This window comes from Streptomyces sp. NPDC041135 (genome assembly GCF_055592085.1).
Genome location: NZ_JBVIYZ010000011.1, coordinates 186,218 through 210,426, shown reverse-complemented (window position 1 = coordinate 210,426; position 24,209 = coordinate 186,218). Strand labels below are relative to the sequence as shown.

Sequence of the window (24,209 nt, the reverse complement as noted above, 5' to 3'; positions counted from 1 at the left end):
ACCGAGGTCCAGGAGCGCCGGGCACCGGCCGCCGTCACCCGAATGTGCTAATCCTCCGGGCACCGGCCCCGGATCCCCCGACGACCGCCCTAGGCTCCGAGCCCGGACAGGCACGGTCGGGGGAGGGGTGTGATGGAGGCGGTCCCGGCCCGGGCACGGGTGTACGTCGCCTGCGTCGCCCTGCTGGCATTGCCCTGTGTGCTGCCGCTGCCCGGGACGGGCACGCCTTGGTGGGCGGTGGTGCCGCTGGCCGCGCTGTACGCGCTGTGCGAGCACGTGGTCCGGGTCCGCTTCGCCGGCACCTTCTACCCCGTGCTGCTCGCCGGGGCGTTCCTGCTGGCCCCGCCGGCCGCCGCGCTGGTGCCGCTGCCCGCCGCCCTGCTGCCCGGCGCCGGGCGGCGGACCGCCCCGCTGCGGCGTCTCTGGCGGGCCGTCCAGCCGGCGCTCGCCGTCTGGGCGGCCGCCACCGTGCACGGCACGCTGGGCGGCCGGGAGGCGGTCGCCGCCTCCCGCTTCCCGTACGTGCTGCTGCCCGCCGGGGCCGGGGTGCTTGCCTTCGCCCTGGTGCTCGCCCTGCTCGACGGCGGCATCCTGGCCGTCGGCCTCGGCACACCGCCCGCACCCTTCGGACAGCGGGCCGGGGTGCCCGCCCGGCGCGTCCGGCACGCGCTGCTCGCCCGCTCGCTGGCGCCGGTCGGGGTGCACGGGCTGGCCGGGCTGATGATGGCCGTGCTGTGGCGCAGCCCGTACGGCCCCGTCGCCGCACTGCTGGTGCTGCTGCCGATGGGCGTGTCCTGCTGGGCGTTCGCCCAGTACCACCGGGAACGAGCCGCCCACCAGGCCACCATCCGCGCGCTGGTGCAGGCCGTCGACATCAAGGACGGCTACACCCGCGGGCACAGCGAGCGCGTCGGCCGGGCCTCCGTGCTGATCGCCCGCGAACTCGGCATGGACGACGAACGCGTCGAGGTACTGCGCTTCGCCGGCATCCTGCACGACGTCGGCAAGCTCGGCGTGCCCACCCGGCTGCTGCGCAAGGACGGTCCGCTGACCCCCGAGGAACGGCGGATCATCGAACTGCACCCCGAGTACGGGCACGAGATGGTGCGCGGCATCTCCTTCCTCGGCGATGCCCGGGCCGCGATCCTGCACCACCACGAGCGGATGGACGGCAGCGGCTACCCCTACGGGCTGGCCGGCCGGCAGATCCCCGAGTGCGCCCGGGTCGTCGCCGTCGCCGACGCCTTCGACGCGATGACCTCCACCCGCTCCTACCGCCGGGCCCGGCCCGTCGAGGCGGCGGTGGCCGAGCTGGAGCGGTGCGCGGGCGCCCACTTCGACCCCCGCATGGTCACCGCGCTGGTGCGCGCCCTGGACCGGCACGGCTGGCACCCGGCCGTCACCGCCGACGAGGCCCCGCATCCGGCACCCGCGCCCCAGCCGGCGGGCAGCCGCCCGGGAGCCCACCGGTGACCGCGCTGCGGCTGATCCACGGCGGTGCCGCGCTGCTCGCCGCCCTCTGCCTCGCCGACACCCTGTGGAGCGGCCTGGAGGACCGGGGGGTGGCGCTGGCCTTCGGGCTCCTCACGGCCGTCGGCGAGCTGACCCGGTGGAGCGGCGCCCGCCCGCGGGAGGCCGCGCCGCTCGGCGCCGCCGGCTCGCTGTCGTACGCCCTGCTCGGCGCCGACGCCGGGCGGCCCGGCCTGCACGACGCCCCGCAGGTCGTCTCCGTCGTCCTCGCCGCCTGTCTGCTCGGCGGCGTGCCGCACGTCCGGCGCGGCCTGACCCCGGCCCGCGACCACCTCGCCCGGCGCCTGCTCACCGTCGGCTTCGCCGCCGCCTGCTTCCAACCGCTGTACAACCAGGGCGCGTTCCGGGCCTGGGCCGGCCCGGCCTACGCCCTGCTGCTGGTCGCGCTGCTGGTGCTCACCGCGCTGTGCGACGCGGTTCTCGCCGCCGCGCTCGCCCACGCCCGCACCCGCTGGCCGTTCGGCCCGCTGCTGCGCGAGGAACTGGGCGGGCTGCTCGGCATCGGGTCCGCCGTGTGCGCGACCGGCGCGGTGATGGCGCTGGGCGTCGCCGTGGCGGGGCTGTGGGCGCTGCCGGTGTTCTGCCTGCCGCTGCTGCTGACCCAGCTGGCGTTCCGCCGGTACGCGGCCGTGCGTACCACCTACCGCCAGACCATCGCCTCCCTCGCCCGGGCCACGGAGATAGCCGGGTACACCCCGCCCGGGCACGCCCGCCGGGTCGCCGCGCTCAGTCGGGCCGTCGGCCGGGACCTGGGCCTGTCCGGGCCGGAGCTGACCGTGCTGGAGTACGCGGCCCTCATGCACGACATCGGCCAGCTGAGCCTGGTCGACCCGGTCCCGGCCGGCGCCACCGCCGGACTGCCGCCGCAGGAGCAGCGGCGCATCGCGCTGCTCGGCGGGGCCGTCGTCCGGCAGACCGGGGTGGACGCGGCGGTGGCGGTCGTCGTCGAGCGGCAGGCCGACCCCTACCGGGAGCAGCCGGTCGCCGCGCGGATCGTGCGGGCGGTGAACGCCTACGACGAGAAGACCCGGGAGGCCGGGCCCGGCGGGCCGCTGACGGCGCTGGAGGACCTGCGGCTCGGTACCGCCGGGGACTACGCGCCGGACGTGGTGGAGGCGCTCGGCCGGGTGCTCGCCCGGGACTGTCTGACCCTGCCCCTGGCTGGGTAACCCATGGGTAATGAGCGCCTCTCCCGCCGTACGTGGTTGGATGCCAGGGAGAGGGTGTCCGGGGGCACAAGCCAGCCCACTGTGGGAACTGGAACTGGCAGGCGGGAATCGTGAGGATCTTCGGCAAGGGACGGCACCGGCCCTCCGCCTCCTGGCGGCAGGCCACCGACCGGGCGTTCACACTGATCGGCGATGGCCGGTACGAGGACGCGGGGGAACTGCTGACCCGCGCCGCCGACCTGGAGCCCTGGCTGTCGGAGTCCTGGTTCAACCTCGCCCTGCTGCACAAGTTCCGGCACGACTGGGAGCAGGCCCGGGCGGCCGGGCTGCGGGCCGTGGCCCTGCTGGACCGCGAGAGCGGGGCGCCCGACTGGTGGAACGTCGGCATCGCCGCCACCGCGCTGCAGGACTGGCCGCTGGCCCGGCGCGCCTGGCAGGCCTACGGCCTGAAGGTGCCCGGCGGGGTGACCGCCTCCGGGGAGCCGCTCGGCATGGACCTGGGCAGCGCGGCCGTACGGCTGTCGCCGGAGGGCGAGGCCGAGGTGGTGTGGGGCCGCAGGCTCGACCCGGCGCGCATCGAGGTGCTGTCCATCCCGCTGCCGTCGTCCGGGCGGCGCTGGGGCGAGGTCGTCCTGCACGACGGGGTGCCGCACGGCGAGCGGACCACCGCCACCGGGCACGCCTACCCGGTCTTCGACGAGATCGAGCTGTGGGCGCCGTCGCCCGTGCCCACCTGGGTGGTGCTGCTGGAGGCGGCCACCGAGGCGGACCGGGACGCGCTGGAGCAGCTGGCCGCCGACGCGGGGTTCGCCGCGGAGGACTGGTCGTCGTCGGTGCGGCTGCTGTGCCGCATGTGCTCGGAGTCACGGATGCCGTCGGACGAGGGCGACGGTGTGCACCTCGATCCGCACGACCACAGCGAGCCGGGACACCCCGGGCCGCTGGGCCACCGCACGGCCGGGCAGCTGTGGGTGCCCGAGCGGGAGTGCGGCGTGGCGGCGCCGGCCTCGCTGGTGCGGGGGCTGCTCGACGGATGGGTCGCGGACAGCCCCGACTCGCGTGACTGGCGGGATCTCGAAGAGGTCTGCTGACCGTTCGCCGTACCCTGTATCCGCATCCACCCCCGTTCTTGCAGGAAGGCATACGTCGGTCATGGCGCAGCAGGACACCGATCACCAGCACGCGGGCGTGCTCCCCGTGGACGACGAGGGCTTCGTCATCGACACCGGGGACACCGAGGAGCGCGAGGGCGCCTGGCGCGAGCGGGGTACCTCCCGGCCGATCACGGTCGTCGGCAACCCGGTGCTGCACAAGGAGTGCCAGGACGTCACCGAGTTCGGTGCGGAGCTGGAACAGCTGGTGGCGGACATGTTCGCCTCGCAGCGCACCGCGGAGGGCGTGGGCCTGGCCGCCAACCAGATCGGCGTGGACCGCAAGGTGTTCGTCTACGACTGCCCCGACGACGAGGGCGTCCGGCACGTCGGCGTGGTGTGCAACCCGAAGCTGGTCGACCTGCCCGCCGACCGGCGCCGCCTGGACGACTCCAACGAGGGCTGCCTGTCCGTGCCGACGGCGTACGCGCCGCTGGCCCGGCCCGACTACGCCGAGGTGACCGGGCAGGACGAGAAGGGCAACCCGATCCGGGTGCGCGGCACCGGCTACTTCGCACGGTGTTTGCAGCACGAGACGGATCACCTGTACGGCTACCTCTACATCGACCGGCTCTCCAAGCGCGAACGCAAGGACGCGCTGCGGCAGATGGCCGAGAACGAGCCACGCTACCCCGTGGTCGCCAACGACTGAGCGGTGTGAGCACCGGCGGCGAGGCCGTCGCGAGCGGACCGGGGCGCCCGGCCGGGAGAGATCCCGGCCGGGCGCCTTCGTCATGCCCGGACACCCGCGCGCCGGACATCCGTGCGTCGTACTCGCACACGCCGCACACCCGCGCGACGGACACCTGATCCGGGATGGACGCCTACTGGTCACCGATCGGTCGCGCAAGAGGGGGTTTCGCAATCAGGGGGGAGTGGATGGAGCAAATCCGTTCCCAGACCGGTCAGTTGTAGGGCTGAATGGAAGTGCGGGGATACGCAACGGCGCACGCCCGGCACAGGGGGAGGGGTGTGCGCTCCTGGCGGCTGAGAGGGGTTTGTCCGTGCGAGCTTTCCCACACAGCACCACATCGACGCCGACGGCGGTCGCGGTTCCACCTTCCCTGGCCCTCCCGGTGATCGAGGCCGCGTTTCCCCGGCAACTGCACCCCTACTGGCCGCGACTTCAGGAGAACACCCGGCTCTGGCTCCTCGAAAAGCGGCTCATGCCGGCGGAGAAGGTGCGGGAATATGCCGACGGCCTGTGCTACACCGACCTCATGGCCGGGTACTACCTCGGCGCCTCGGACGAGGTGCTGCAGGCCGTAGCGGACTACAGCGCGTGGTTCTTCGTCTGGGACGACCGCCACGACCGCGACATCGTGCACGGCCGGAGCGGCGACTGGCGGCGACTGCGGCACCGCCTGCACGCGGCTCTCGACGCACCACGGCACCACCTGCACCACCCGGACCCCCTGGTCTCCGCGTTCGCGGACAGCGTGGTGCGGCTGTACTCGTTCCTGCCGCGCTCCTGGAACCGCCGGTTCGCCCGGCACTTCCATGCGGTGATCGAGGCGTACGACCGCGAGTTCCGCAACCGCACCGAAGGGTACGTCCCCGGTGTCGAGGAGTATCTCGCCCTGCGCCGCCTCACCTTCGCCCACTGGATATGGACGGACCTGCTCGAGCCGAGCGCGGGAACCGAACTCCCGGACGCGGTGCGAAAACACCCGGCATATCGCCGTCCGGCACTGCTCAGCCAGGATTTCGCCGCCTGGTACAACGACCTCTGCTCGCTGCCGAAGGAAATAGCGGGCGACGAGGTGCACAATCTCGGACTCAGTCTCATCACCCACGAGGGAATGTCCCTCGAGGAGGCCGTCGAGGACATCAGGCGACGCGTCCAGGAATGCGTCAGCGCATTCCCGGACGCCGAGCGTGAAGCCCTGTTCTTCGCCGACGGACTCGACGACGGAACGGTACGCGGAAAGGAATGCGGAGCCGCGGTCCGGGCCTGCGTCGCGAACATGCGCAACTGGTTCAGTTCCGTCTACTGGTTCCACCACGAGTCCGGCCGGTACATGGTCGACAGCTGGGACGACCGGTCCACGCCCCCGTACGTCAACAACGAAGCGGCAGGTGAGAAATGACCGTCGAATCCGTGCGGCCGGCGTCCTCCGGGGCACCCGGACGGGGCCGGCCGCCCCTGGCGGGCGGCGGTGTCCCGGTCCTCGGCCACGGCTGGAAGCTGGTGCGCGACCCGCTCGCCTTCATGGCCGGGCTGCGCGACCACGGCGACGTCGTACGCCTCAAGCTGGGCCCCAAGACGGTGTACGCCGTCACCACGCCGGCGCTGACCGGCGCGCTCGCGCTCAGCCCCGACTACAGAATCGACGGACCGCTGTGGGAGTCCCTGGAGGGGCTGCTCGGCAAGGAGGGCGTGGCCACGGCCAACGGGCCCCGCCACCGGCGCCAGCGGCGCACCATCCAGCCCGCCTTCAGGCTGGACGCCATCCCCGCCTACGGACCGGTGATGGAGCAGGAGGCGCACGCGCTGACCGGGCGCTGGCAGCCTGGCGACACCGTCGACTGCACCACCGAGTCCTTCCGCGTCGCCGTGCGCATCGCCGCCCGCTGCCTGCTGCGCGGCGACTTCATGGACGAGCGCGCGGAACGGCTGTGCGTCGCTCTCGCCACCGTCTTCCGGGGCATGTACCGCCGTATGGTGGTGCCCCTGGGACCGCTCTACCGGCTGCCGTTCCCGGCCAACCGCGAATTCAACCGGGCACTGGCCGATTTACATCTCCTCGTCGACGAGATCGTCGCCGAACGCCGCGCATCTGGTCAAAAGCCGGACGATTTGCTGACGGCATTGCTCGAGGCGAAGGACGACAATGGCGAACCGATCGGGGAACAGGAGATCCACGACCAGGTCGTCGCGATACTCACCCCCGGAAGCGAAACAGTCGCCTCCACGATCATGTGGCTCCTCCAGGTGCTCGCGGAACATCCGGAACACGCGGCCCGGGTACGCGCGGAGGTCGAATCGGTGACCGGCGGCCGGCCCGTCGCATTCGACGACGTCCGGAAGCTGACGCACACCAACAATGTCGTCGTCGAGGCGATGCGGCTGCGGCCCGCCGTGTGGATTTTGACGCGCCGCGCGGTGACCGACACCACGCTCGGCGGCTATCGCATTCCGGCCGGGGCGGACATCGTCTACAGCCCCTACGCGATCCAGCGCGACGCGCGCTCCTACTCCGGGCACCTCGACTTCGACCCCGACCGCTGGCTGCCGGAGCGCGTCAAGGAAGTGCCGAAGCACGCCATGAGCCCGTTCAGCACCGGCAACCGCAAGTGCCCCAGCGACCACTTCTCCATGGCCCAGCTGTCCCTGATCACCGCGGCGGTCTCGGCGAAGTACCGGTTCGAGCGGGCCGGCGACTGCGACGACGGCACCCGGGTGGGCATCACGCTGCGGCCGAACCGGCTGCTGCTGACGCCCGTGCCGTGGTGAGGTGAGCGCGGCCCGCCACCGCCCGGCGCGCGCTCAGGCGGCCTCCGGACCGCGGAACGCGCGCCGGTAGGCGTTCGGGGTGGTGCCCAGCGCCCGGACGAACTGGTGGCGCAGCGCGGCCGCCGTACCGAAGCCCGCGCGCCAGGCGATCGCGTCCATGGTCTCGTCCGTGCCCTCCAGCAACCGCTGGGCCAGCAGCACCCGCTGGCGCAGCAGCCAGCGGTAGGGAGTGGTGCCGGTCTCCTGCTGGAAGCGGCGGGCGAAGGTGCGCGGAGCCATGTGGGCGCGGGCGGCAAGCTGCTCGACGGTGACCTCCTGGTCGAGGTGCTCCTCCATCCACACCAGCACCTCGCCGACCGTGTCGCAGGGCGACCTGGGCAGCGGCCGCTCGATGTACTGCGCCTGCCCGCCGTCCCGGTGCGGCGGTACGACCATCCGCCGGGCGATCTTGTTGGCGACCTCGGGGCCCTGCTCCTTGCGCACGATGTGCAGGCACGCGTCGATCCCGGCGGCGGTGCCCGCCGAGGTGATCACCGGGTCCTCGTCGACGTAGAGCACGTCCGGCTCGACGACCGCCCGGGGGAAGCGCCGGGCCAGCTCGTCGGCGTGCCGCCAGTGCACGGCGCAGCGCCGGCCCTCGAGCAGCCCGGCCGCGCCGAGCAGGAAGACGCCCGAGCAGACGCTGAGCACCCGGGTGCCGCGCCCGGTGGCCCGGCGCAGGGCGTCCAGCAGCGCGGGCGGGTAGGACCGGGCCGCGTAGGAGCTGCCGGCCGGTACGGCGATCAGGTCGGCCTCCTCCAGCCGCTCCAGGCCGAACGGTGTCGACATGCTCAGGCCGGCGACCGGGGTGCTCAGCTGCGGTCCCTCCGCCGACACCACGGCGAAGTCGTACACCGGCAGCCCCTCGTCGCTGCGGTCGATCCCGAAGACCTCGCAGACCACGCCCAGTTCGAAGGGGTGCACGCCGTTCAGCAGGACCGCGGCGACGTTTTTCAGCATGCTGCCAGTGTGCCCCGGAAGTGGCAGTAATTCGAGGGGGTGCGGCAGTACTGCCACTGCCGGTAAGGAGTGTCCGGCGTGAGACTGGTGTGCATGAACGGAAACCAGATCGAAGGCCTGATCGGAATGCTCGCCGTGCTGGGGATCCTGGTCCTCATGACCCTGCCCTCGGTGATCGGCATTGTGCGCGACCGGCGCGTCGACCGGGAGCTGCGGGCGGCGCGTGACGCCGAGGCCGCCCGGACGGACCGGGCGGCCGGGAACCCCGCCCCCGGCGGGCCGGGCAGGCCCGGCGCCGCCACCCGGCCCGCCGCGCCCGCGGCACCCGCCGCGTGCGGCGCGTCCCGCGGTCACCGCGGCCTGACCCGTCCCGTCTGAGACCGGCCGTCGCTCAGAAGTCCTCGTCCAGGTCGACGGTGCCCTCCACCGCCACCTGGTACGCCGAGGGACGCCGCTCGAAGAAGTTGGTCAGCTCCTGGACGCCCTGCAGCTCCATAAAGGAGAAGGGGTTCTCCGAGCCGTACACCGGGGCGAAGCCGAGCCGCGTGAGGCGCTGGTCGGCCACGCACTCCAGGTACTGGCGCATGGAGTCGGTGTTCATGCCCGGGAGGCCGTCACCGCACAGGTCGCGCGCGAACTGCAGCTCGGCCTCGACGGCCTCCCGCAGCATGTCGGTGACCTGCTCCCGCAGGGCGTCGTCGAAGAGGTCCGGCTCCTCCTTGCGGACGGTGTCGACCACGTCGAAGGCGAACGACATGTGCATCGTCTCGTCGCGGAACACCCAGTTGGTGCCGGTCGCCAGGCCGTGCAGCAGACCCCGGCTGCGGAACCAGTAGACGTACGCGAAGGCCCCGTAGAAGAACAGGCCCTCGATGCACGCGGCGAAGCAGATCAGGTTCAGCAGGAAGCGGCGGCGGTCGGAGCGGGTCTCCAGGCGGTCCAGCTTCTCCACCGAGTCCATCCACCGGAAGCAGAACGCCGCCTTCTCCCGGATGGAGGGGATGTTCTCCACGGCCGCGAAGGCGGCGTTGCGGTCCTCCGGGTCGGGCAGGTAGGTGTCCAGCAGCGTCAGGTAGAACTGGACGTGGACGGCCTCCTCGAACAGCTGGCGGCTCAGGTACAGCCGCGCCTCGGGGGAGTTGATGTGCTTGTAGAGCGTCAGCACCAGGTTGTTGGCCACGATCGAGTCGCCCGTCGCGAAGAACGCGACCAGACGGCCGATCAGGTGCTGCTCGGCCGGCGTGAGCTTCGCGAGGTCGGTCACGTCCGAGTGGAGGTCGACCTCCTCCACGGTCCAGGTGTTCTTGATCGCGTCCCGGTAGCGCTCGTAGAAGTCCGGGTAGCGCATGGGGCGCAGGGTGAGCTCGAAGCCCGGGTCGAGCAGTCGGCTGTCACGGTCGGTCGTCACTGGCAGGCCTCGCAGGACTCGGGGTTCTCCAGGGAGCAGGCGACGGCGTCGGGGTCGGCGGCCTGCTGGGCGGGGACGGTGGCCTCGGGCCGGGCCTGGGCGCGGGCGGCGCGCGCGATGCGGGTGGCCGGCCGCGAGCGCAGGTAGTACGTCGTCTTCAGGCCCGACTTCCAGGCGTAGGCGTACATCGAGGAGAGCTTGCCGATGGTCGGCGTCTCCAGGAACAGGTTCAGGGACTGCGCCTGGTCCAGGTACGGGGTGCGGGCGGCGGCCATGTCGATGAGCCCGCGCTGCGGGATCTCCCACGCCGTGCGGTACAGCTCCCTGACGTCCGCCGGGATCCAGGTGAAGCCCTGCACCGAGCCGGCGGAGTCCCGCAGCGCCTCCCGGGTGCGCGCGTCCCAGACGCCGAGCCGCTTCAGGTCCTCCACCAGGTAGGTGTTGACCTGGAGGAACTCGCCGGAGAGGGTCTCGCGCTTGAAGAGGTTCGACACCTGGGGCTCGATGCACTCGTACACGCCCGCGATGGAGGCGATGGTGGCCGTCGGCGCGATGGCCAGCAGCAGCGAGTTGCGCAGGCCGACCGACGCGATCCGCTCGCGCAGCGCCGCCCAGCGCTCCGGCCAGGCCGGCTCGGTCCCGTAGTGGTCGGGGTGCAGCACGCCCCGCGCCGTACGGGTCTTCTGCCAGGCCGGCAGCGGGCCGTTGCGCTCGGCGAGGTCGGCGGACGCCTCGTAGGCGGCGAGCATGATCCGCTCGGCGATCCGCGTCGACAGGGCGCGCGCCCCGGCCGAGTCGAAGGGCAGGCGCAGCTTGAAGAAGACGTCCTGAAGGCCCATGGCGCCCAGGCCCACCGGCCGCCAGCGGGCGTTGGAGCGGCCCGCCTGCTCGGTCGGGTAGAAGTTGATGTCGACGACGCGGTCGAGGAAGGTGACGGCGGTGCGCACGGTGGCGTCCAGCCGCTCCCAGTCGATGTCACCGGCCGCCGCGTCCACGAAGGCGCCGAGGTTGACCGAACCCAGGTTGCAGACCGCGGTCTCCCCGTCGTCCGTGACCTCCAGGATCTCCGTGCAGAGGTTGGAGGAGTGGACGACGTGCCCGGGCTCGGCCGTCTGGTTGGCGGTGCGGTTGGCGGCGTCCTTGAAGGTCATCCAGCCGTTGCCGGTCTGCGCGAGGGTGCGCATCATGCGGCCGTACAGCTCACGCGCGGGCAGCGTTCTGCGCGCCAGGCCCGCGGCCTCCGCGGCGCGGTAGGCGGCGTCGAACTCCTCGCCCCACAGGTCCACCAGCTGCGGCACGTCCGCCGGGGAGAACAGCGACCAGGTGCCGTCGGCGTCGACCCGGCGCATGAACTCGTCCGGGACCCAGTGCGCGAGGTTGAGGTTGTGCGTGCGGCGGGCGTCCTCGCCGGTGTTGTCGCGCAGCTCCAGGAACTCCTCGATGTCGGAGTGCCAGGTCTCCAGGTAGACCGCGGCCGCGCCCTTGCGCCGGCCGCCCTGGTTCACGGCGGCCACCGAGGCGTCCAGGGTCTTCAGGAACGGCACGATGCCGTTGGAGTGCCCGTTGGTGCCCCGGATCAGCGAACCGCGTGAACGGATGCGGGAGTAGGACAGGCCGATGCCGCCGGCGTGCTTGGAGAGCCGGGCGACCTGGTGGTAGCGGTCGTAGATGGAGTCCAGCTCGTCCAGCGGGGAGTCGAGGAGGTAGCAGGACGACATCTGGGGGTGCCGGGTGCCGGAGTTGAACAGGGTGGGGGAGGACGGCAGGTAGTCCAGCCGGCTCATCAGCCGGTAGAGCGCGGCCACTTCGTCGAGCGCCCGCACGGTGTCGTCCTCGGCAAGTCCGGCGGCGACGCGCAGCAGGAAGTGCTGGGGCGTCTCGATCACCTTGCGGGTGATCGGGTGCCGCAGCAGGTAGCGGCTGTGCAGGGTGCGCAGGCCGAAGTAGCCGAAGCGGTCGTCGGCGCCGGTGTCGACGAGCGCGTCGAGGCGGGCCGCGTGCAGGCGGACGAAGGCCGCGGTGCGGTCGGCGATGAGCCCCTCGCGGTGGCCGGTGGCGACCGACGCGGTGAAGGACGTCACGCCCTGGGAGGCGGCCTCGGCGCGGACGGTGAGGGTCAGCAGGCGGGCGGCCAGCCGCGAGTAGGCGGGGTCCTCGGAGATGAGGCCGGCGGCGGCCTCCGTGGCCAGCTCGCGCAGTTCCGCCTCGTCGGCCGCCGCTGACCGCCCCCGCAGCGCGGCGGCGGCGACCCGGCCGGGGTCGGCGTCGGGCAGGTCGGCGGTCAGCTCGGTCAGGGTCCGCAGCAGCGCGGCACCGGGACCGTCGGTCTCCGGCACGCTGACTGAGGCCGGATCTGCTGGCGCGATGGTCACGTGGGGGCTCTCCCTCGCTCGGCACGGGGCCTCGCGGGGCAGGGGATGGCACACGGGCGCAGGCGGCGCCGCGTCCACCTGCCCACTCCACGAGGCCCGGACGTCTCGGCACCCGGACCGGACGGCCGGGCGCGCTGCCGGCAGGTCCTCGGACTGACCAGGCGTGCGGACGCACGCGTGTACACCGTTGCGGGACAGTTCCGGATTCGCACCGGATTCCCCTGCGGCGACAGCGAGCATGAGCATACATCTGGTGCCGGGTTCGGCGAGCACCCCCATATGTTGTGTCGCGCGGTGCCGGAGCGTCATGTCATGACAAACGGGCCGCCGTTGCGCGGTGCGCACGGCGGCCCGTCGGGAACCGTTCAGCGGCGGCCGGTCCGCGGCCGCCGCGTAAGCGGGCGGCCGGCCCGTCCGGGCCCGCTCAGTGGGCGCTGTCCGCGGTCGCCGGCGGCAGCTCCACCTGGACGCCCGGGTCGCCCGCGTCCGCGGTGTAGTCGGCGGGACTGGTCTGGTCGAGGCCCTCGGGGGCCTTGAACGCCCGCAGGGCGAAGGTCAGCACGACGGTGACGGCCACGTTGAGCACGAACGCGGTCAGGCCGATGTAGCCGATCTCCCCGATGCCGGGGATCTCCTTCGCCGAGCCGCCGAAGTGCTTCTGGGTCGGCGAGGCGACACCGTACGCGGCGACCGTGCCGTAGATCATGCCCACCGCCCAGCCCGCGAGCAGCGCCCAGCGGTGGAACCACCGGGTGAACAGGCCGCCGACCAGGGCGGGGAAGGTCTGCAGGATCCAGATGCCGCCGAGCAGCTGGAAGTTGATGGCGACGGTCTTGTCCATGGTCAGCACGAAGACCAGCGCGCCGACCTTCACCAGCAGCGACACGATCTTGGAGACCCGGGTCTCCTCCTTCGCCGTGGCGTCCGGCTTGATGAAGTCCTTGTAGATGTTGCGGGTGAAGAGGTTCGCGGCCGCGATCGACATGATCGCCGCCGGCACCAGCGCGCCGATGCCGATCGCCGCGAAGGCCACGCCCGCGAACCAGTCCGGGAACATGTCCTCGAACAGCTGCGGGATCGCCAGCTGGCCGTTGGTGACCTTCACCCCGGCCGCGATCGCCATGAAGCCCAGCAGCGCCAGCAGGCCGAGCATCAGGGAGTACAGCGGCAGGATCGTGGTGTTGCGGCGGATCACCTCACGGCTGCGCGAGGACAGCGTCGCGGTGATCGAGTGCGGGTACATGAACAGCGCGAGCGCCGAGCCCAGCGCCAGCGTGGCATACGTCCACTGCCCTGCCTCGGCCGGGACCAGGGCGCCGCGCGGCTTCCCGGTCGCCGGGTTGACCTGCGCGAAGGCGTGGCCCGCCTTGGCGAAGACGTCGTCGAAGCCGCCGAGCTTGATCGGGATGTAGATGATCGCCACCGCGATGACGATGTAGATCAGCGCGTCCTTCACGAACGCGATCAGCGCGGGGGCGCGCAGGCCCGAGGAGTAGGTGTAGGCGGCCAGCACGCCGAAGGCGATCAGCAGGGGCAGGTCCTTGACGAACCAGTTGCTGCTCGCGCTGCCGCCGACGCCCATCACGTCCAGCACGGCCTGGATGCCGACGAGCTGGAGCGCGATGTACGGCATGGTCGCGAGGATGCCGGTGACCGCCACCGCGAGCGACAGGCCCTTGGAGCCGAAGCGGCCGCGGACGAAGTCCGAGGTCGTCACGTACCCGTGCTTGTGCGACACCGACCACAGCCGCGGCAGGAAGGTGAAGATCAGCGGGTAGACCAGGATCGTGTACGGCACCGCGAAGAAGCCGGAGGCGCCCGCCGCGTAGATCGCCGCGGGAACGGCGACGAAGGTGTACGCCGTGTACAGGTCGCCGCCGAGCAGGAACCAGGTGATCCAGGTGCCGAAGGACCGTCCGCCCAGGCCCCATTCGTCGAGCGAGTGCTCGTCGTCGGCCCGGCGCCAGCGCGCGGCCAGGAAGCCCAGGACCGTGACGGCCAGGAAGAAGAAGATGAAGACGCCGAGCGCGACGCCGTTCACGCCGTCCTTCACCGCGACGCACCTCCCCGGACCGCGTCGCGGGAGCGCTGGTCACGGCGCCACAGCTGGTGCGCGGTGACGGTCAGCGCGGTGGAGACGAGCACCCACAGCATCTGGTACCAGTAGAAGAACGGGATGCCGATGAACGCCGGGTCGGTCTTCGCGTAGGAGCCCACCCACAGCATCGCCGCGAACGGCGCGGCGAGACAGAGGGCGATGACCACGCGGACCGGTGTGACCACCGGTTGTCTCACTTCAGGCGCATCTGACATGACACACGCTCCGTCCCCTCGACGACCACCTGTGCGGTGCGCAGGTGTTGATCACCTGTTGTAATGCGCAGGCAATCTAGGTGACGGTGTCGAGACAGCGGAAGCCCTCGTCCGTATATCGGTCCCGTAATTCAGCCCCGGACGGTACGCGCGGACGGTATGCGCGGACGTGGTCCGAACGAGAGGTCCTAGTCCTGGGGGCGCTTGAGGCGCGCCACGAACTTGTACCGGTCGCCCCGGTACACCGAGCGCACCCACTCCACGGGCCGGCCCTGCTGGTCCACGGAGTGCCGGGAGAGCATCAGCATCGGCAGGCCGACGTCGGTGCCGAGCAGGCCGGCCTCGCGCGGGGTGGCCAGCGAGGTCTCGATGGTCTCCTCGGCCTCGGCGAGATGGACGTCGTAGACCTCGGCGAGGGCGGTGTAGAGGGAGGTGTACTTCACCAGCGACCGCCGCAGGGCCGGGAAGCGCTTGGCCGACAGGTGGGTGGTCTCGATCGCCATGGGCTCGGCGTTGGCCATGCGCAGCCGCTCGATGCGCAGCACGCGTCCGCCGGCCGTGATGTCGAGCAGGCCGGCGAGCCGGTCGTCGGCGGTGATGTACCCGATGTCCAGCAGCTGGGAGGTCGGCTCCAGGCCCTGGGCGCGCATGTCCTCGGTGTAGGAGGTCAGTTGCAGCGCCTGGGACACCTTGGGCTTGGCGACGAAGGTGCCCTTGCCCTGGATGCGCTCCAGCCGGCCCTCGACGACCAGTTCCTGCAGCGCCTGGCGGACGGTGGTCCGGGAGGTGTCGAACTCCGCCGCCAGCGTCCGCTCGGGCGGCACCGGCGTGCCCGGCGCCTGGGTCTCCGTCATGTCGAGCAGATGCTTCTTCAGGCGGTAGTACTTGGGGACGCGGGCGGTACGGACGGTCGCGCCGGCCTCGTTCTCCGCACTGCTGACGTCGGTGCTCATGCTCTGCCTTCCCGGCTCCGGGTGCCGAAAGCGACCGACTTCCCATCGGCCACGGCTCACATCGTGGCACGGCTTCTCCTGGCAGGGGTGCACCAGGGACGACCCCGGGTCCGCCCGCGCTCCGTGATCTCCTCTGTATACCGCCGCCGTCCCCGTTGGTCTAGTCCATCGGGGGTCGGCGCGGCAGTGGTCTACCGGCCGGGGTGCGGAACTGGTCCGTCCGATCTGTCGCTTGCGCAATGAAAGGTCCCTGCATATCTCGGTCGCATCACGGCTGCCTGGAGGCCGGTTGAACACCCTTGACAGGCCTATTGGTCTGGGCCAAGCTCCCCCTACTGGTCTACACCATTGGTCCAGGTCCCGGCCCCAAGGGCGGTACGACGCGTCGACGTGACACCGCGGGGAGGCAGGGGGGTTTGTGGCATCCCTGAGGAGGGTGGCGTGAAGCGCAAGCTGATAGCCGCGATCGGTATCGCGGGCATGGTCGTCTCCATCGCGGCGTGTGGCAGCGACAACAAGGACGACGGCAACTCATCGGGGGCGGACGCCAAGGAGCTGACCGTCTGGCTCACCGTGGACGCCCAGAACAACTGGCCCAACCTGGTGAAGGCCGCCGACGCCGCCGTGCAGAAGAAGCACCCCGGCATCAAGATCAAGCACGAGTACTACGGCTGGCCCGACAAGAACGCCAAGCTCGACGCCGTCCTCGCCACGGACAAGACCCCCGACGTGGTCGAGATGGGCAACACCGAGATGCTGCCCTACATGGTCAAGGGCGCCTTCGCGCCGGTCGAGGCGGGGCAGTTCGACAACTCGGCGCAGTGGCTGGACGGCCTCAAGGCCTCGGTGACCTACGAGGGCAAGACCTACGGCGTGCCGTACTACGCCGGTACCCGCGTCGCCAACTGGCGCAAGGACGTGGCGGCTTCGGTCGGCGTCAAGACGCCCCCGAAGACCTACGCCGAGCTGACCGCCGCCCTGGACAAGATCCAGAAGAAGGAAGGCAGCAAGTTCAGCGCCTGGTACCAGCCCACCCGTGACTGGTACGCGGCCATGTCCTTCGTCTACGACGCCGGCGGCGCCATCGCCAAGGAGGAGGGCGGCCAGTGGAAGGCCAGCCTCTCCTCGCCCGAGTCGGTCAAGGGCCTGAAGGCGTTCAAGAAGGTCGTCGACTCCTACATGCACGGCGACAAGACCAAGGACGAGTCCGACCGTTACATCGTCTACGGCCAGGGCAAGTCCGCCATGATCTTCGGCGCGGCCTGGGAGGGCGCGACCGCCGCCGACCCGAAGAACGACAAGACCGGCAAGCTCAAGGACAACCTCGAGAACTTCGTGATGCCCGGTCCGTCGGGCAAGAACATGCCGGTCTTCCTGGGCGGCTCCGACCTCGCCGTCCCGGTGAAGTCCAGGGCCCAGGGCGTCGCCGCCGAGTGGATCAACGCCTTCACCGGCAGCACCGGCCAGAAGGGCCTGATCGCCAAGGGCAACCTGCCCAACAACAAGACCGACCTCGCGACGCTGAAGGACGACCCGGCGACGGCCGTCCCGGCCACCGCGGCCGAGTCCAACTGGTTCGTGCCGATGGCACCGGGCTGGGGCCAGGTCGAGAAGGCCCAGATCCTGCAGACGATGCTGCAGAGCATCGGTACCGGCAAGAAGTCGGTCGAGGACGCCGCGAAGGACGCGGACGCCGCGATCGACAAGGTCATCAACACCAAGTGACCCGAGCGCAGGGCTCTGCCGCCGGCAGGGCCCTGCTTCTCGTGCGGCTGCGCCCGGGGTGCCACCCGGCGTGCGGCCGTGCGGGGCCTTGCCTTCGTACGACCCTGAGGGACCGCTGAGGAGCGCGCGATGAGTGCCGCAGACACGACCACCCCCGCCAAGCTGCCACCGCCGCGGCAGGCGCCGCCACCGGGCGTCCCGGAGCGACCACGCCGTGCGCGGACGGCGGGCGGGGCGGGCACGCCCTGGCTGCTGCTCGCCCCCTGTCTGCTGGTCCTGGCCCTGGTCATGGGCTATCCGCTGGTCCGCCTGGTCACCCTGTCGTTCCAGAAGTTCGGCCAGTCCCAGCTGTGGGGCTTCCAGCCGGCGGAGTCGGTCGGCTTCGACAACTTCTCCAAGGTGCTCGCCGACGACGAGTTCTGGCAGGTCGTGGTCCGCACGATCGTCTTCGCGGCCGGCTCGGTGATCTTCACCATGGTCGCCGGGATGCTGATCGCGCTGCTGCTCCAGCGGGTCTCCGGCTGGGTGAAGACCCTGGTCAACATCGCGCTGGTGGCGAGCTGGGGCATGCCCGTCATCGTCGCCACCACCGTCTTCAAGTGGCTCTTCGACGCCGACTACGGCATCCTCAACGCCCTGCTCAGCAAGGTGCCGGGGGTCGATCTGATCGGCCACAACTGGTTCGCGAGCGGGCCGCAGGGCCTGGCCGTCATCATGCTGCTGGTGGTCTGGGGAGCGGTCCCCTTCGTCGTCATCACCCTCAGCGCCGGCCTCACCCAGGTCCCCGCCGAACTGGAGGAGGCCGCCCGGCTGGACGGCGCGGGCGCCTGGGGCGTCTTCCGGTACGTCACCCTGCCCATCCTCAAGCCCATCGTCGTGATGCTGACGACCCTCTCGGTCATCTGGGACATGGGCGTCTTCCCGCAGGTCTTCGTGATGCGCAACGGCCACCCCGAGGCCGAGTTCCAGCTGCTGACGACCTACTCCTACGACCGCGCCTTCGTGGTCAACGACTACGCCCAGGGCTCGGCGATCGCCCTGATCACCGTCGTCCTGCTGCTCGGTGTGGTCGCCGTGTACATGCGCCAGATGCTGAAGATCGGAGAAGTCGAGTGAGCGGCACGAGCGCCATCCCCACCCCCGGCGGGCGTGCGGGGAAGTCCCGGCTCGGCTGGAACCTCCTCGGCCTGCTGGTCTTCGTCACCATCGGCTTCCCCGTCTACTGGATGCTGAACACGGCGTTCAAGCCCGCCAAGGACGCCATCGACCCGGACCCGAGCCTGCTGCCGACGGGGCTGACCCTGTCCAACTTCAGCCGGGCGCTGGACATCGCCGACTTCTGGGGCCCGGTCGGGCGCAGCCTGATCGTGTCGCTGTCGGTCGTGGCGATCGGCATCGTCTTCGGGATGCTGGCCGCGCTGGCCATCTCCCGGTTCGCTTTCCGCGGCCGCAAGATCGTGATCGTGGGCATCCTGGCCGTGCAGATGGTCCCGCTGGTCGCCATGATCATCCCGGTGTTCCTGCTGCTCAACGACCTCGAGCAGTACGACAAGCTGACCGGCCTGATCATCACCTACCTGACCTTCATCCTCCCCTTCACGGTGTGGACGCTGCGCGGCTTCATCGTCAACATCCCCCGGGAGCTGGAGGAGGCCGCCATGGTCGACGGCTGCTCCCGCACCGGCGCCTTCCTGCGCGTCGTCTTCCCGCTGCTCGCGCCCGGCATGGTCGCCACCTCGGTCTACGGGTTCATCCAGGCCTGGAACGAGTACCTGTACGCCCTGATGCTGCTCAGCCAGGACAACCAGACGGCCACCGTCTGGCTCGGCAACTTCACCACCAAGCACGGCACCGAGTACGCCCCGATGATGGCCGGCGCCACCATGATGGCCGTGCCGATCGTCGTCCTGTTCCTCCTCGTCCAGCGCAAGATGGCCGCGGGCCTGACCGCGGGCGCCGTGAAGGGATAACGCCACCCGATGACGACATTCGCCAGCGGTATCGACACCTTGACGCGGGACGCGCTGACCGTGCTGCAGCCCGGGTTCACGGGCACCACCGCCCCCGACTGGCTGCTGCGCCGGCTCGGCGAGGGCCTGGCCTCGGTGGGCCTGTTCGGCCGCAACATCACCGACGCCGCGCAGCTGGCCGCGCTGACCGCCCAGCTGCGCGCCGAGCGGGACGACGTCCTGGTCGCGATCGACGAGGAGGGCGGCGACGTCACCCGGCTGGAGGTGCGCACCGGCTCCTCCTTCCCCGGCAACCACGCCCTGGGCGCCGTGGACGACCCCGAGCTGACCCGGGCGGTCGCCGCCGAGCTGGGCCGCCGGCTCGCGGCCTGCGGGGTCAACTTCAACTGGGCCCCCTCCGCCGACGTCAACTCCAACCCCGCCAACCCGGTCATCGGCGTCCGCTCCTTCGGCGCCGACACCGACCTGGCCGCCCGGCACACCGCCGCCTACGTCACCGGCCTGCAGTCGGCCGGCGTCGCGGCCTGCACCAAGCACTTCCCCGGCCACGGCGACACGGCCGTCGACTCCCACCTCGCGCTGCCCCGCATCGACGCGGACACCGGCGTCCTGGACACCCGCGAGCTGGTCCCCTTCCGCGCGGCCGTCGCCGCCGGCACCCGCGCCGTGATGAGCGCCCACATCCTGGTCCCCGCCCTGGACCCGGACCGCCCGGCCACCCTCTCCCCCCGCATCCTCACCGGCCTGCTGCGCGGCGACCTCGGCTACGACGGCCTGATCGTCACCGACGGCATGGAGATGCAGGCCATCGCGGGCACCTACGGCATCGAGCACGGCAGCGTCCTCGCCATCGCCGCCGGCGCCGACGCGATCTGCGTGGGCGGCGGCCTCGCCGACGACGAGACGGTACGGCGCCTGCGCGACGCCCTGGTGGCCGCCGTGCGCTCCGGCGAGCTGGCCGAGGAGCGGCTGGCGGACGCGGCCCGGCGGGTGCGGGAGCTGGCCGCCTGGACGGCCGGTGCGGTCGCCGCGCCGGCGGCCCCCGACGCCGAGGTCGGCCTGCGGGCGGCCCGCCGCGCCCTGCGCGTCACCGGCGCCGCGGCCTTCGCGCCGCTCACCGAGGCGCCGTACGTCGCCGCCCTCACCCCCGTGGCCAACATCGCCGTCGGGGACGAGACACCGTGGGGCGTGGCGGCCGAGCTGGAGCGGCTGCTGCCCGGCACGCGCACCGGCAGCTTCACCGGCGAGACGGCCGGACAGCGGGCGCTGGCCGACGCGGGGGAGCGGCGCGTCGTCGCCGTGGTCCGCGACGAGCACCGCCACCCCTGGATGACGGCGGCCCTCGACGCCCTCCTGGAGGCCCGCCCCGACACGGTCGTCGTCGAGATGGGAGTGCCCCAGGCCGCCCCCCGGGGCGCCCTGCACATCGCCACCCACGGTGCGGCCCGCGTCTGCGGCCGGGCGGCGGCGGAGGTCATCACCGGGGTCTGACACCCGGGTCCCCGCACCGCGACCGCACGGCGAAGGCGCCGGTCACCTCTCGGGTGACCGGCGCCTTCGGGCGTGTCCGCAGGGTGCGTCCGCGGGGCGTGCCGGGGGTCAGATCCCCTGCCACCGCGGCTTGTGGGCGTAGGTGTGGCGGAAGTAGTCGGCCAGCTTCAGCTTGCCGGCGGCGGCCTCGTCGACGACGACCGTGGCGTGCGGGTGCAGCTGGAGCGCGGAGGCCGGGCACACGGCGGCGACCGGTCCCTCGACGGTCGCGGCGACCGCGTCGGCCTTGCCCTCGCCCGTGGCCAGCAGCACCAGGTGCCGGGCCTCCAGGATCGTGCCGATGCCCTGGGTCATGACGTGGTGCGGCACCTGGTCGATGTCGCCGTCGAAGAAGCGGGCGTTGTCGACCCGGGTCTGCTCGGTCAGGGTCTTGATCCGGGTGCGCGAGGCGAGCGAGGAGCACGGCTCGTTGAAACCGATGTGGCCGTCGGTGCCGATGCCGAGCAGTTGCAGGTCAACGCCCCCGGCCTCGGTCAGCGCCCGGTCGTACGCCGCGCAGGCCGCCTGGACGTCCTCGGCCGTGCCGTCGGGGCCCATGAACGCGTCCATCCCCAGGCCGAGCGGCTCCAGGACCTCGCGCCGCAGCACCGAGCGGTAGGACTCCGGGTGGTCGGCGGGCAGCCCCACGTACTCGTCGAGCTGCGCTATCCGCGCCCGTGAGACGTCCACGGCGCCGGAGCGGACCTTGGCCGCCAGCGCCTGGTAGACGGGCAGCGGGGTCGAGCCGGTGGCCACCCCGAGCAGCGCCCGGGGCGTGCGTCCGAGCAGCTGGGCCATGGCCTCGGCGATCAGCTCGCCGCCCGCCGCGGCGTCCGGAACGATGACAACTTCCACGCTGGCCTGCCGTTCTGAAGAGGGGACTCGATGGCACCCGGAAGGGCTCTGTGGTTTAGACCAATCTAACAGAGCGGGGCCCGCCGGGCCCAGACGCACACCGCCGCGTACCGCACGCGGGCCGGGGTTCGCGTGGCCCCGGGCCGCCCGCCCCGGGCGGCCCGGCGGGGGCGGAACAGGCCGCGTCCGGCGGAAAATTGCCCCGGCCGTCCGGCCCCGCGGGCGACCCGGGCGGGCTAGGCTTGAATCACCACGTACGCGCACGCTCGGACACGTGCGGACGCCGCGCGTGAAGACCGCCCAAGACCGCCCGACGAACACACCACGCATGGACACGCCCCGTGGTCTAGTCCAGAATGCGTAAGGACTTCCGCCTTCCCCGCACAGGAAGGCGGACGGAGGATCCGAGGCTCTCTGCCCTGACTGCCCCGGCTCCTCACCTCGGCCGACCGGGACCGCACACCCCGCCGGCCGAGATTGCTCCGGGCTGCGGTGCCGGGAGGGTTGAGGGTCCCTCCCAGGCGCCGCGGCCCGCGGGTGTTTTCCGGCCCCCGCATTCGCCCGGGTACGCTCGCAGACGTGCCCTCCATGAACGAACTGGTCCGCCAGCACACCGCTCTGAGCGACTCCGACCTCGAGTGGCTCCACCTGCTGGTCTCGGAGTGGCAGCTGCTCTCCGACCTCTCCTTCGCCGACCTGGTGCTGTGGGTCCCCACCCTCGACGGCACCCGGTACGTCTCCGTCGCCCAGATGCGCCCGAACACCGGCCCCACCTCCTACCAGGACGACATGGTGGGCCACCTGGTCCCGCGTGGCCGGCGCCCCATGCTGGACGCGGCGCTCGACGAGGGCCGGATCGTGCGCGAGGGCGACCCGGAGTGGCGCGAGGAGGTCCCCGTCCGGGTCGAGTCCATCCCCGTCCGCCGGGAAGGGCGCGTCCTCGGCGTCATCGCCCGCAACACCAACCTGCTGACCGTGCGGACCCCGAGCCGCCTGGAGCTGACCTATCTCCAGAGCGCCTCCGACCTGGCGCAGATGATCGCGGCCGGCTCCTTCCCCTTCCCCGACCAGCAGGTCGACATGGACGCCTCGCCGCGGGTCGGCGACGGCCTGATCCGTCTCGACGCGGACGGCACCGTCCAGTACGCCTCCCCGAACGCGCTGTCCGCCTACCACCGCATGGGCCTCGCCGCCGACCTGGTCGGCCAGCACCTGGGCCACACCACCGCCGAACTCGCCCCGACGCGGGGGCCGGTGGACGAGGCACTGGCGAAGCTGGCCAGCGGCTGGGCGCCCCGCGAGTTCGAGATCGAGGCCCACGACGGGGTGATCCAGTTCCGGGCCATCCCGCTCAAACCCAAGGGCACGCGCATCGGTTCCCTGGTCCTGCTGCGGGACGTCACCGAACTGCGGCGCCGCGAGCGCGAGTTGATCACCAAGGACGCCACCATCCGGGAGATCCACCACCGGGTGAAGAACAACCTGCAGACGGTCGCCGCCCTGCTGCGCCTCCAGGCCCGGCGCATCGACTCCGAACGCGGCCGGGAGGCGCTGGAGGAGGCCGTCCGCCGGGTCGGCTCGATCGCCATCGTGCACGAGACGCTGTCGCAGAACCTGGACGAGCGCGTGGAGTTCGACGAGATCGCCGACCGGGTGCTGGCGATGGTCGCCGAGATCTCGCCGGGCAAGGTGGCCGGCCGGCGCAGCGGGCGCTTCGGGATACTCGACGCCGAGGTCGCCACCCCGCTGTCGATGGTGCTCACCGAGATCCTGCAGAACGCCCTGGAGCACGGCTTCCGTGAGGGCGACACCGGCACCGTCGAGGTCGCTGCGGCCCGGGGCGGCACCACCAAGGAGGCCCGGCTGCTGGTCACCGTCCAGGACGACGGCGTCGGCCTGCCCGAGGACTTCGACCCGCACCGCTCGGGCAACCTCGGCCTGCAGATCGTACGGACGCTGGTCGAGGGCGAGTTGGGCGGCACCTTCGACATGGTCCCGGCGCCGGGGCGGGGCACCCGGGTGATCCTCGACATCCCGGTGCGGGCGCAGAAGTAGCGAAAAGCATTGAGCCCCGGACCAAGTGGTCCGGGGCCGAAGCTCGTTGCTGCTGTATTAGCGCATCGGGGGTACTGCGCGCTGCGGCTCGGGGGCGGGAGATGCGTACTCGCTGTACGCGCCGCCAAGCTCAGGCTCGCGGGGCGGGTGTTGTCAGGCGGAGGCCTGACGGGCCCGGTTGCGGGCGGCACGGCGCTTCATGGCGCGACGCTCGTCCTCGCTGAGACCACCCCAGACGCCGGAGTCCTGGCCGGACTCGAGCGCCCACTGCAGACACTGATCCATAACGGGGCAGCGACGGCAGACGGCCTTGGCTTCCTCGATCTGCAGCAGCGCAGGACCGGTGTTGCCGATGGGGAAGAAGAGCTCGGGGTCTTCCTCGCGGCAAACGGCGTTGTGACGCCAGTCCATGGCTGCTACCTCTCCTTGGTATTACGTGCTGATTGCTTGTGAATGTGAACGCTTTCACGAATCCCCCAACAAGTGAAGGGCCGACCGCCAGCTTCCCTGGAGGAGGTCCTGTGTGTGTCGAGGGGTTCCGGTGATCAGCGGAGGCCGATGTTGCGGGCCGTCCCGATCGCCACGTAGAGACTCGCAAACCTCAGCTACGGATACAACCCCTTCCGGAAAGTTTTTTTTGATTCCTCGGTGTCGAGTAGGTCACAGCCGTACTTCCATGGGGTGCATGCTGGCCTAAACGTTCGAGTGAAAGGAGTTTGGGT

20 protein-coding genes and 1 riboswitch are annotated in these 24,209 nt (G+C 71.5%); of the genes, 12 read left to right on the top strand and 8 right to left on the bottom strand.

Features of this window, described 5'->3' with window-relative positions:
* The first annotated feature begins 132 nt into the window (after positions 1-132).
* The 6 genes from ACZ6CZ_RS25020 to ACZ6CZ_RS24995 all read left to right on the top strand — a co-directional run bounded on the left by ACZ6CZ_RS25020 (position 133) and on the right by ACZ6CZ_RS24995 (position 7,307).
* Complete coding sequence (locus tag ACZ6CZ_RS25020; protein WP_469025118.1) at positions 133-1,473, top strand: HD-GYP domain-containing protein; 1,341 nt, start codon at positions 133-135, stop codon at positions 1,471-1,473.
* A complete protein-coding gene (locus ACZ6CZ_RS25015) occupies positions 1,470-2,699 on the top strand; it encodes an HD-GYP domain-containing protein (protein ID WP_469025115.1) in 1,230 nt (409 codons plus the stop codon). Before ACZ6CZ_RS25020 ends, ACZ6CZ_RS25015 begins: the two co-directional genes overlap by 4 nt.
* Before the next feature lie 110 nt (positions 2,700-2,809).
* A complete protein-coding gene (locus ACZ6CZ_RS25010; protein WP_469025113.1) occupies positions 2,810-3,790 on the top strand; it encodes a hypothetical protein in 981 nt (326 codons plus the stop codon).
* A 61-nt stretch (positions 3,791-3,851) separates the two neighbouring features.
* Positions 3,852-4,502 (top strand): peptide deformylase, encoded by a 651-nt coding sequence (gene def, locus ACZ6CZ_RS25005; RefSeq protein ID WP_469025111.1) that lies wholly within the window; start codon positions 3,852-3,854, stop codon positions 4,500-4,502.
* A gap of 352 nt (positions 4,503-4,854) precedes the next feature.
* Positions 4,855-5,940: an epi-isozizaene synthase gene (gene cyc1 / locus ACZ6CZ_RS25000; RefSeq protein WP_469025108.1), complete on the top strand. Its 1,086-nt coding sequence runs from the start codon at positions 4,855-4,857 to the stop codon at positions 5,938-5,940.
* Positions 5,937-7,307, top strand: coding sequence for a bifunctional albaflavenone monooxygenase/terpene synthase (locus ACZ6CZ_RS24995; RefSeq protein WP_469025106.1), 1,371 nt, complete (start codon positions 5,937-5,939; stop codon positions 7,305-7,307). Before cyc1 ends, ACZ6CZ_RS24995 begins: the two co-directional genes overlap by 4 nt.
* 33 nt (positions 7,308-7,340) lie before the next feature.
* On the opposite strand, the gene ACZ6CZ_RS24990 is transcribed toward ACZ6CZ_RS24995, so the two are convergent.
* Positions 7,341-8,306: a GlxA family transcriptional regulator gene (locus ACZ6CZ_RS24990; RefSeq protein WP_469025103.1), complete on the bottom strand. Its 966-nt coding sequence runs from the start codon at positions 8,304-8,306 to the stop codon at positions 7,341-7,343.
* A 93-nt stretch (positions 8,307-8,399) separates the two neighbouring features.
* Here ACZ6CZ_RS24990 and ACZ6CZ_RS24985 point away from each other — a divergent pair, with 93 nt between their 5' ends.
* Positions 8,400-8,684, top strand: coding sequence for a hypothetical protein (locus ACZ6CZ_RS24985; RefSeq protein ID WP_469025101.1), 285 nt, complete (start codon positions 8,400-8,402; stop codon positions 8,682-8,684).
* 13 nt (positions 8,685-8,697) lie between these two features.
* Here ACZ6CZ_RS24985 and ACZ6CZ_RS24980 read toward each other — a convergent pair whose 3' ends face one another.
* From ACZ6CZ_RS24980 to ACZ6CZ_RS24960, 5 genes are all read right to left on the bottom strand, one after another.
* Entirely contained in the window at positions 8,698-9,654 is a 957-nt protein-coding gene (locus ACZ6CZ_RS24980) for a ribonucleotide-diphosphate reductase subunit beta (protein ID WP_469025261.1), read from the bottom strand.
* Between the two features lie 56 nt (positions 9,655-9,710).
* Positions 9,711-12,086 (bottom strand): ribonucleoside-diphosphate reductase subunit alpha, encoded by a 2,376-nt coding sequence (locus ACZ6CZ_RS24975; RefSeq protein WP_469025098.1) that lies wholly within the window; start codon positions 12,084-12,086, stop codon positions 9,711-9,713.
* Between the two features lie 122 nt (positions 12,087-12,208).
* A riboswitch (cobalamin riboswitch) is annotated at positions 12,209-12,332 on the bottom strand.
* Between the two features lie 178 nt (positions 12,333-12,510).
* Positions 12,511-14,139, bottom strand: a complete 1,629-nt coding sequence (mctP, locus tag ACZ6CZ_RS24970) for a monocarboxylate uptake permease MctP (RefSeq protein WP_469025095.1) — start codon at positions 14,137-14,139, stop codon at positions 12,511-12,513.
* Positions 14,136-14,399, bottom strand: a complete 264-nt coding sequence (locus ACZ6CZ_RS24965; RefSeq protein ID WP_469025093.1) for a DUF3311 domain-containing protein — start codon at positions 14,397-14,399, stop codon at positions 14,136-14,138. Before ACZ6CZ_RS24965 ends, mctP begins: the two co-directional genes overlap by 4 nt.
* Positions 14,400-14,587: 188 nt before the next feature.
* Positions 14,588-15,352 (bottom strand): GntR family transcriptional regulator, encoded by a 765-nt coding sequence (locus ACZ6CZ_RS24960; RefSeq protein WP_469025090.1) that lies wholly within the window; start codon positions 15,350-15,352, stop codon positions 14,588-14,590.
* 441 nt (positions 15,353-15,793) lie between these two features.
* On the opposite strand from ACZ6CZ_RS24960, the gene ACZ6CZ_RS24955 reads away from it, so the two are divergent.
* From ACZ6CZ_RS24955 to ACZ6CZ_RS24940, 4 genes are all read left to right on the top strand, one after another.
* Positions 15,794-17,077, top strand: coding sequence for an extracellular solute-binding protein (locus ACZ6CZ_RS24955; protein WP_469025087.1), 1,284 nt, complete (start codon positions 15,794-15,796; stop codon positions 17,075-17,077).
* A 129-nt stretch (positions 17,078-17,206) separates the two neighbouring features.
* Positions 17,207-18,193 carry a carbohydrate ABC transporter permease gene (locus tag ACZ6CZ_RS24950; RefSeq protein ID WP_469025084.1) on the top strand — a complete coding sequence of 329 codons (987 nt, stop codon included), beginning with the start codon at positions 17,207-17,209 and terminating at the stop codon, positions 18,191-18,193.
* A complete protein-coding gene (locus tag ACZ6CZ_RS24945) occupies positions 18,190-19,047 on the top strand; it encodes a carbohydrate ABC transporter permease (protein ID WP_469025081.1) in 858 nt (285 codons plus the stop codon). Before ACZ6CZ_RS24950 ends, ACZ6CZ_RS24945 begins: the two co-directional genes overlap by 4 nt.
* Before the next feature lie 9 nt (positions 19,048-19,056).
* Positions 19,057-20,538 (top strand): glycoside hydrolase family 3 protein, encoded by a 1,482-nt coding sequence (locus tag ACZ6CZ_RS24940; protein ID WP_469025079.1) that lies wholly within the window; start codon positions 19,057-19,059, stop codon positions 20,536-20,538.
* 108 nt (positions 20,539-20,646) lie between these two features.
* Here ACZ6CZ_RS24940 and nagB read toward each other — a convergent pair whose 3' ends face one another.
* Positions 20,647-21,432 carry a glucosamine-6-phosphate deaminase gene (gene nagB, locus ACZ6CZ_RS24935; protein WP_469025077.1) on the bottom strand — a complete coding sequence of 262 codons (786 nt, stop codon included), beginning with the start codon at positions 21,430-21,432 and terminating at the stop codon, positions 20,647-20,649.
* A 579-nt stretch (positions 21,433-22,011) separates the two neighbouring features.
* On the opposite strand from nagB, the gene ACZ6CZ_RS24930 reads away from it, so the two are divergent.
* A complete protein-coding gene (locus ACZ6CZ_RS24930; RefSeq protein ID WP_469025075.1) occupies positions 22,012-23,487 on the top strand; it encodes a sensor histidine kinase in 1,476 nt (491 codons plus the stop codon).
* A gap of 153 nt (positions 23,488-23,640) precedes the next feature.
* Here ACZ6CZ_RS24930 and ACZ6CZ_RS24925 read toward each other — a convergent pair whose 3' ends face one another.
* Positions 23,641-23,898 carry a WhiB family transcriptional regulator gene (locus ACZ6CZ_RS24925; RefSeq protein WP_006142322.1) on the bottom strand — a complete coding sequence of 86 codons (258 nt, stop codon included), beginning with the start codon at positions 23,896-23,898 and terminating at the stop codon, positions 23,641-23,643.
* Positions 23,899-24,209 lie beyond the last annotated feature (311 nt).

Bases quoted from the DNA above. Each gene is read 5' to 3' on its own strand.
- ACZ6CZ_RS24925 (WP_006142322.1), bottom strand. From the start codon at position 23,898: ATGGACTGGCGTCACAACGCCGTTTGCCGCGAGGAAGACCCCGAGCTC.
- ACZ6CZ_RS24950 (WP_469025084.1), top strand. From the start codon at position 17,207: ATGAGTGCCGCAGACACGACCACCCCCGCCAAGCTGCCACCGCCGCGG.
- ACZ6CZ_RS25020 (WP_469025118.1), top strand. From the start codon at position 133: ATGGAGGCGGTCCCGGCCCGGGCACGGGTGTACGTCGCCTGCGTCGCC.
- ACZ6CZ_RS24990 (WP_469025103.1), bottom strand. From the start codon at position 8,306: ATGCTGAAAAACGTCGCCGCGGTCCTGCTGAACGGCGTGCACCCCTTC.
- ACZ6CZ_RS24940 (WP_469025079.1), top strand. From the start codon at position 19,057: ATGACGACATTCGCCAGCGGTATCGACACCTTGACGCGGGACGCGCTG.
- ACZ6CZ_RS24965 (WP_469025093.1), bottom strand. From the start codon at position 14,399: ATGTCAGATGCGCCTGAAGTGAGACAACCGGTGGTCACACCGGTCCGC.
- ACZ6CZ_RS24960 (WP_469025090.1), bottom strand. From the start codon at position 15,352: ATGAGCACCGACGTCAGCAGTGCGGAGAACGAGGCCGGCGCGACCGTC.
- def (WP_469025111.1), top strand. From the start codon at position 3,852: ATGGCGCAGCAGGACACCGATCACCAGCACGCGGGCGTGCTCCCCGTG.
- ACZ6CZ_RS24995 (WP_469025106.1), top strand. From the start codon at position 5,937: ATGACCGTCGAATCCGTGCGGCCGGCGTCCTCCGGGGCACCCGGACGG.
- ACZ6CZ_RS24980 (WP_469025261.1), bottom strand. From the start codon at position 9,654: ATGCGCTACCCGGACTTCTACGAGCGCTACCGGGACGCGATCAAGAAC.
- ACZ6CZ_RS24985 (WP_469025101.1), top strand. From the start codon at position 8,400: ATGAACGGAAACCAGATCGAAGGCCTGATCGGAATGCTCGCCGTGCTG.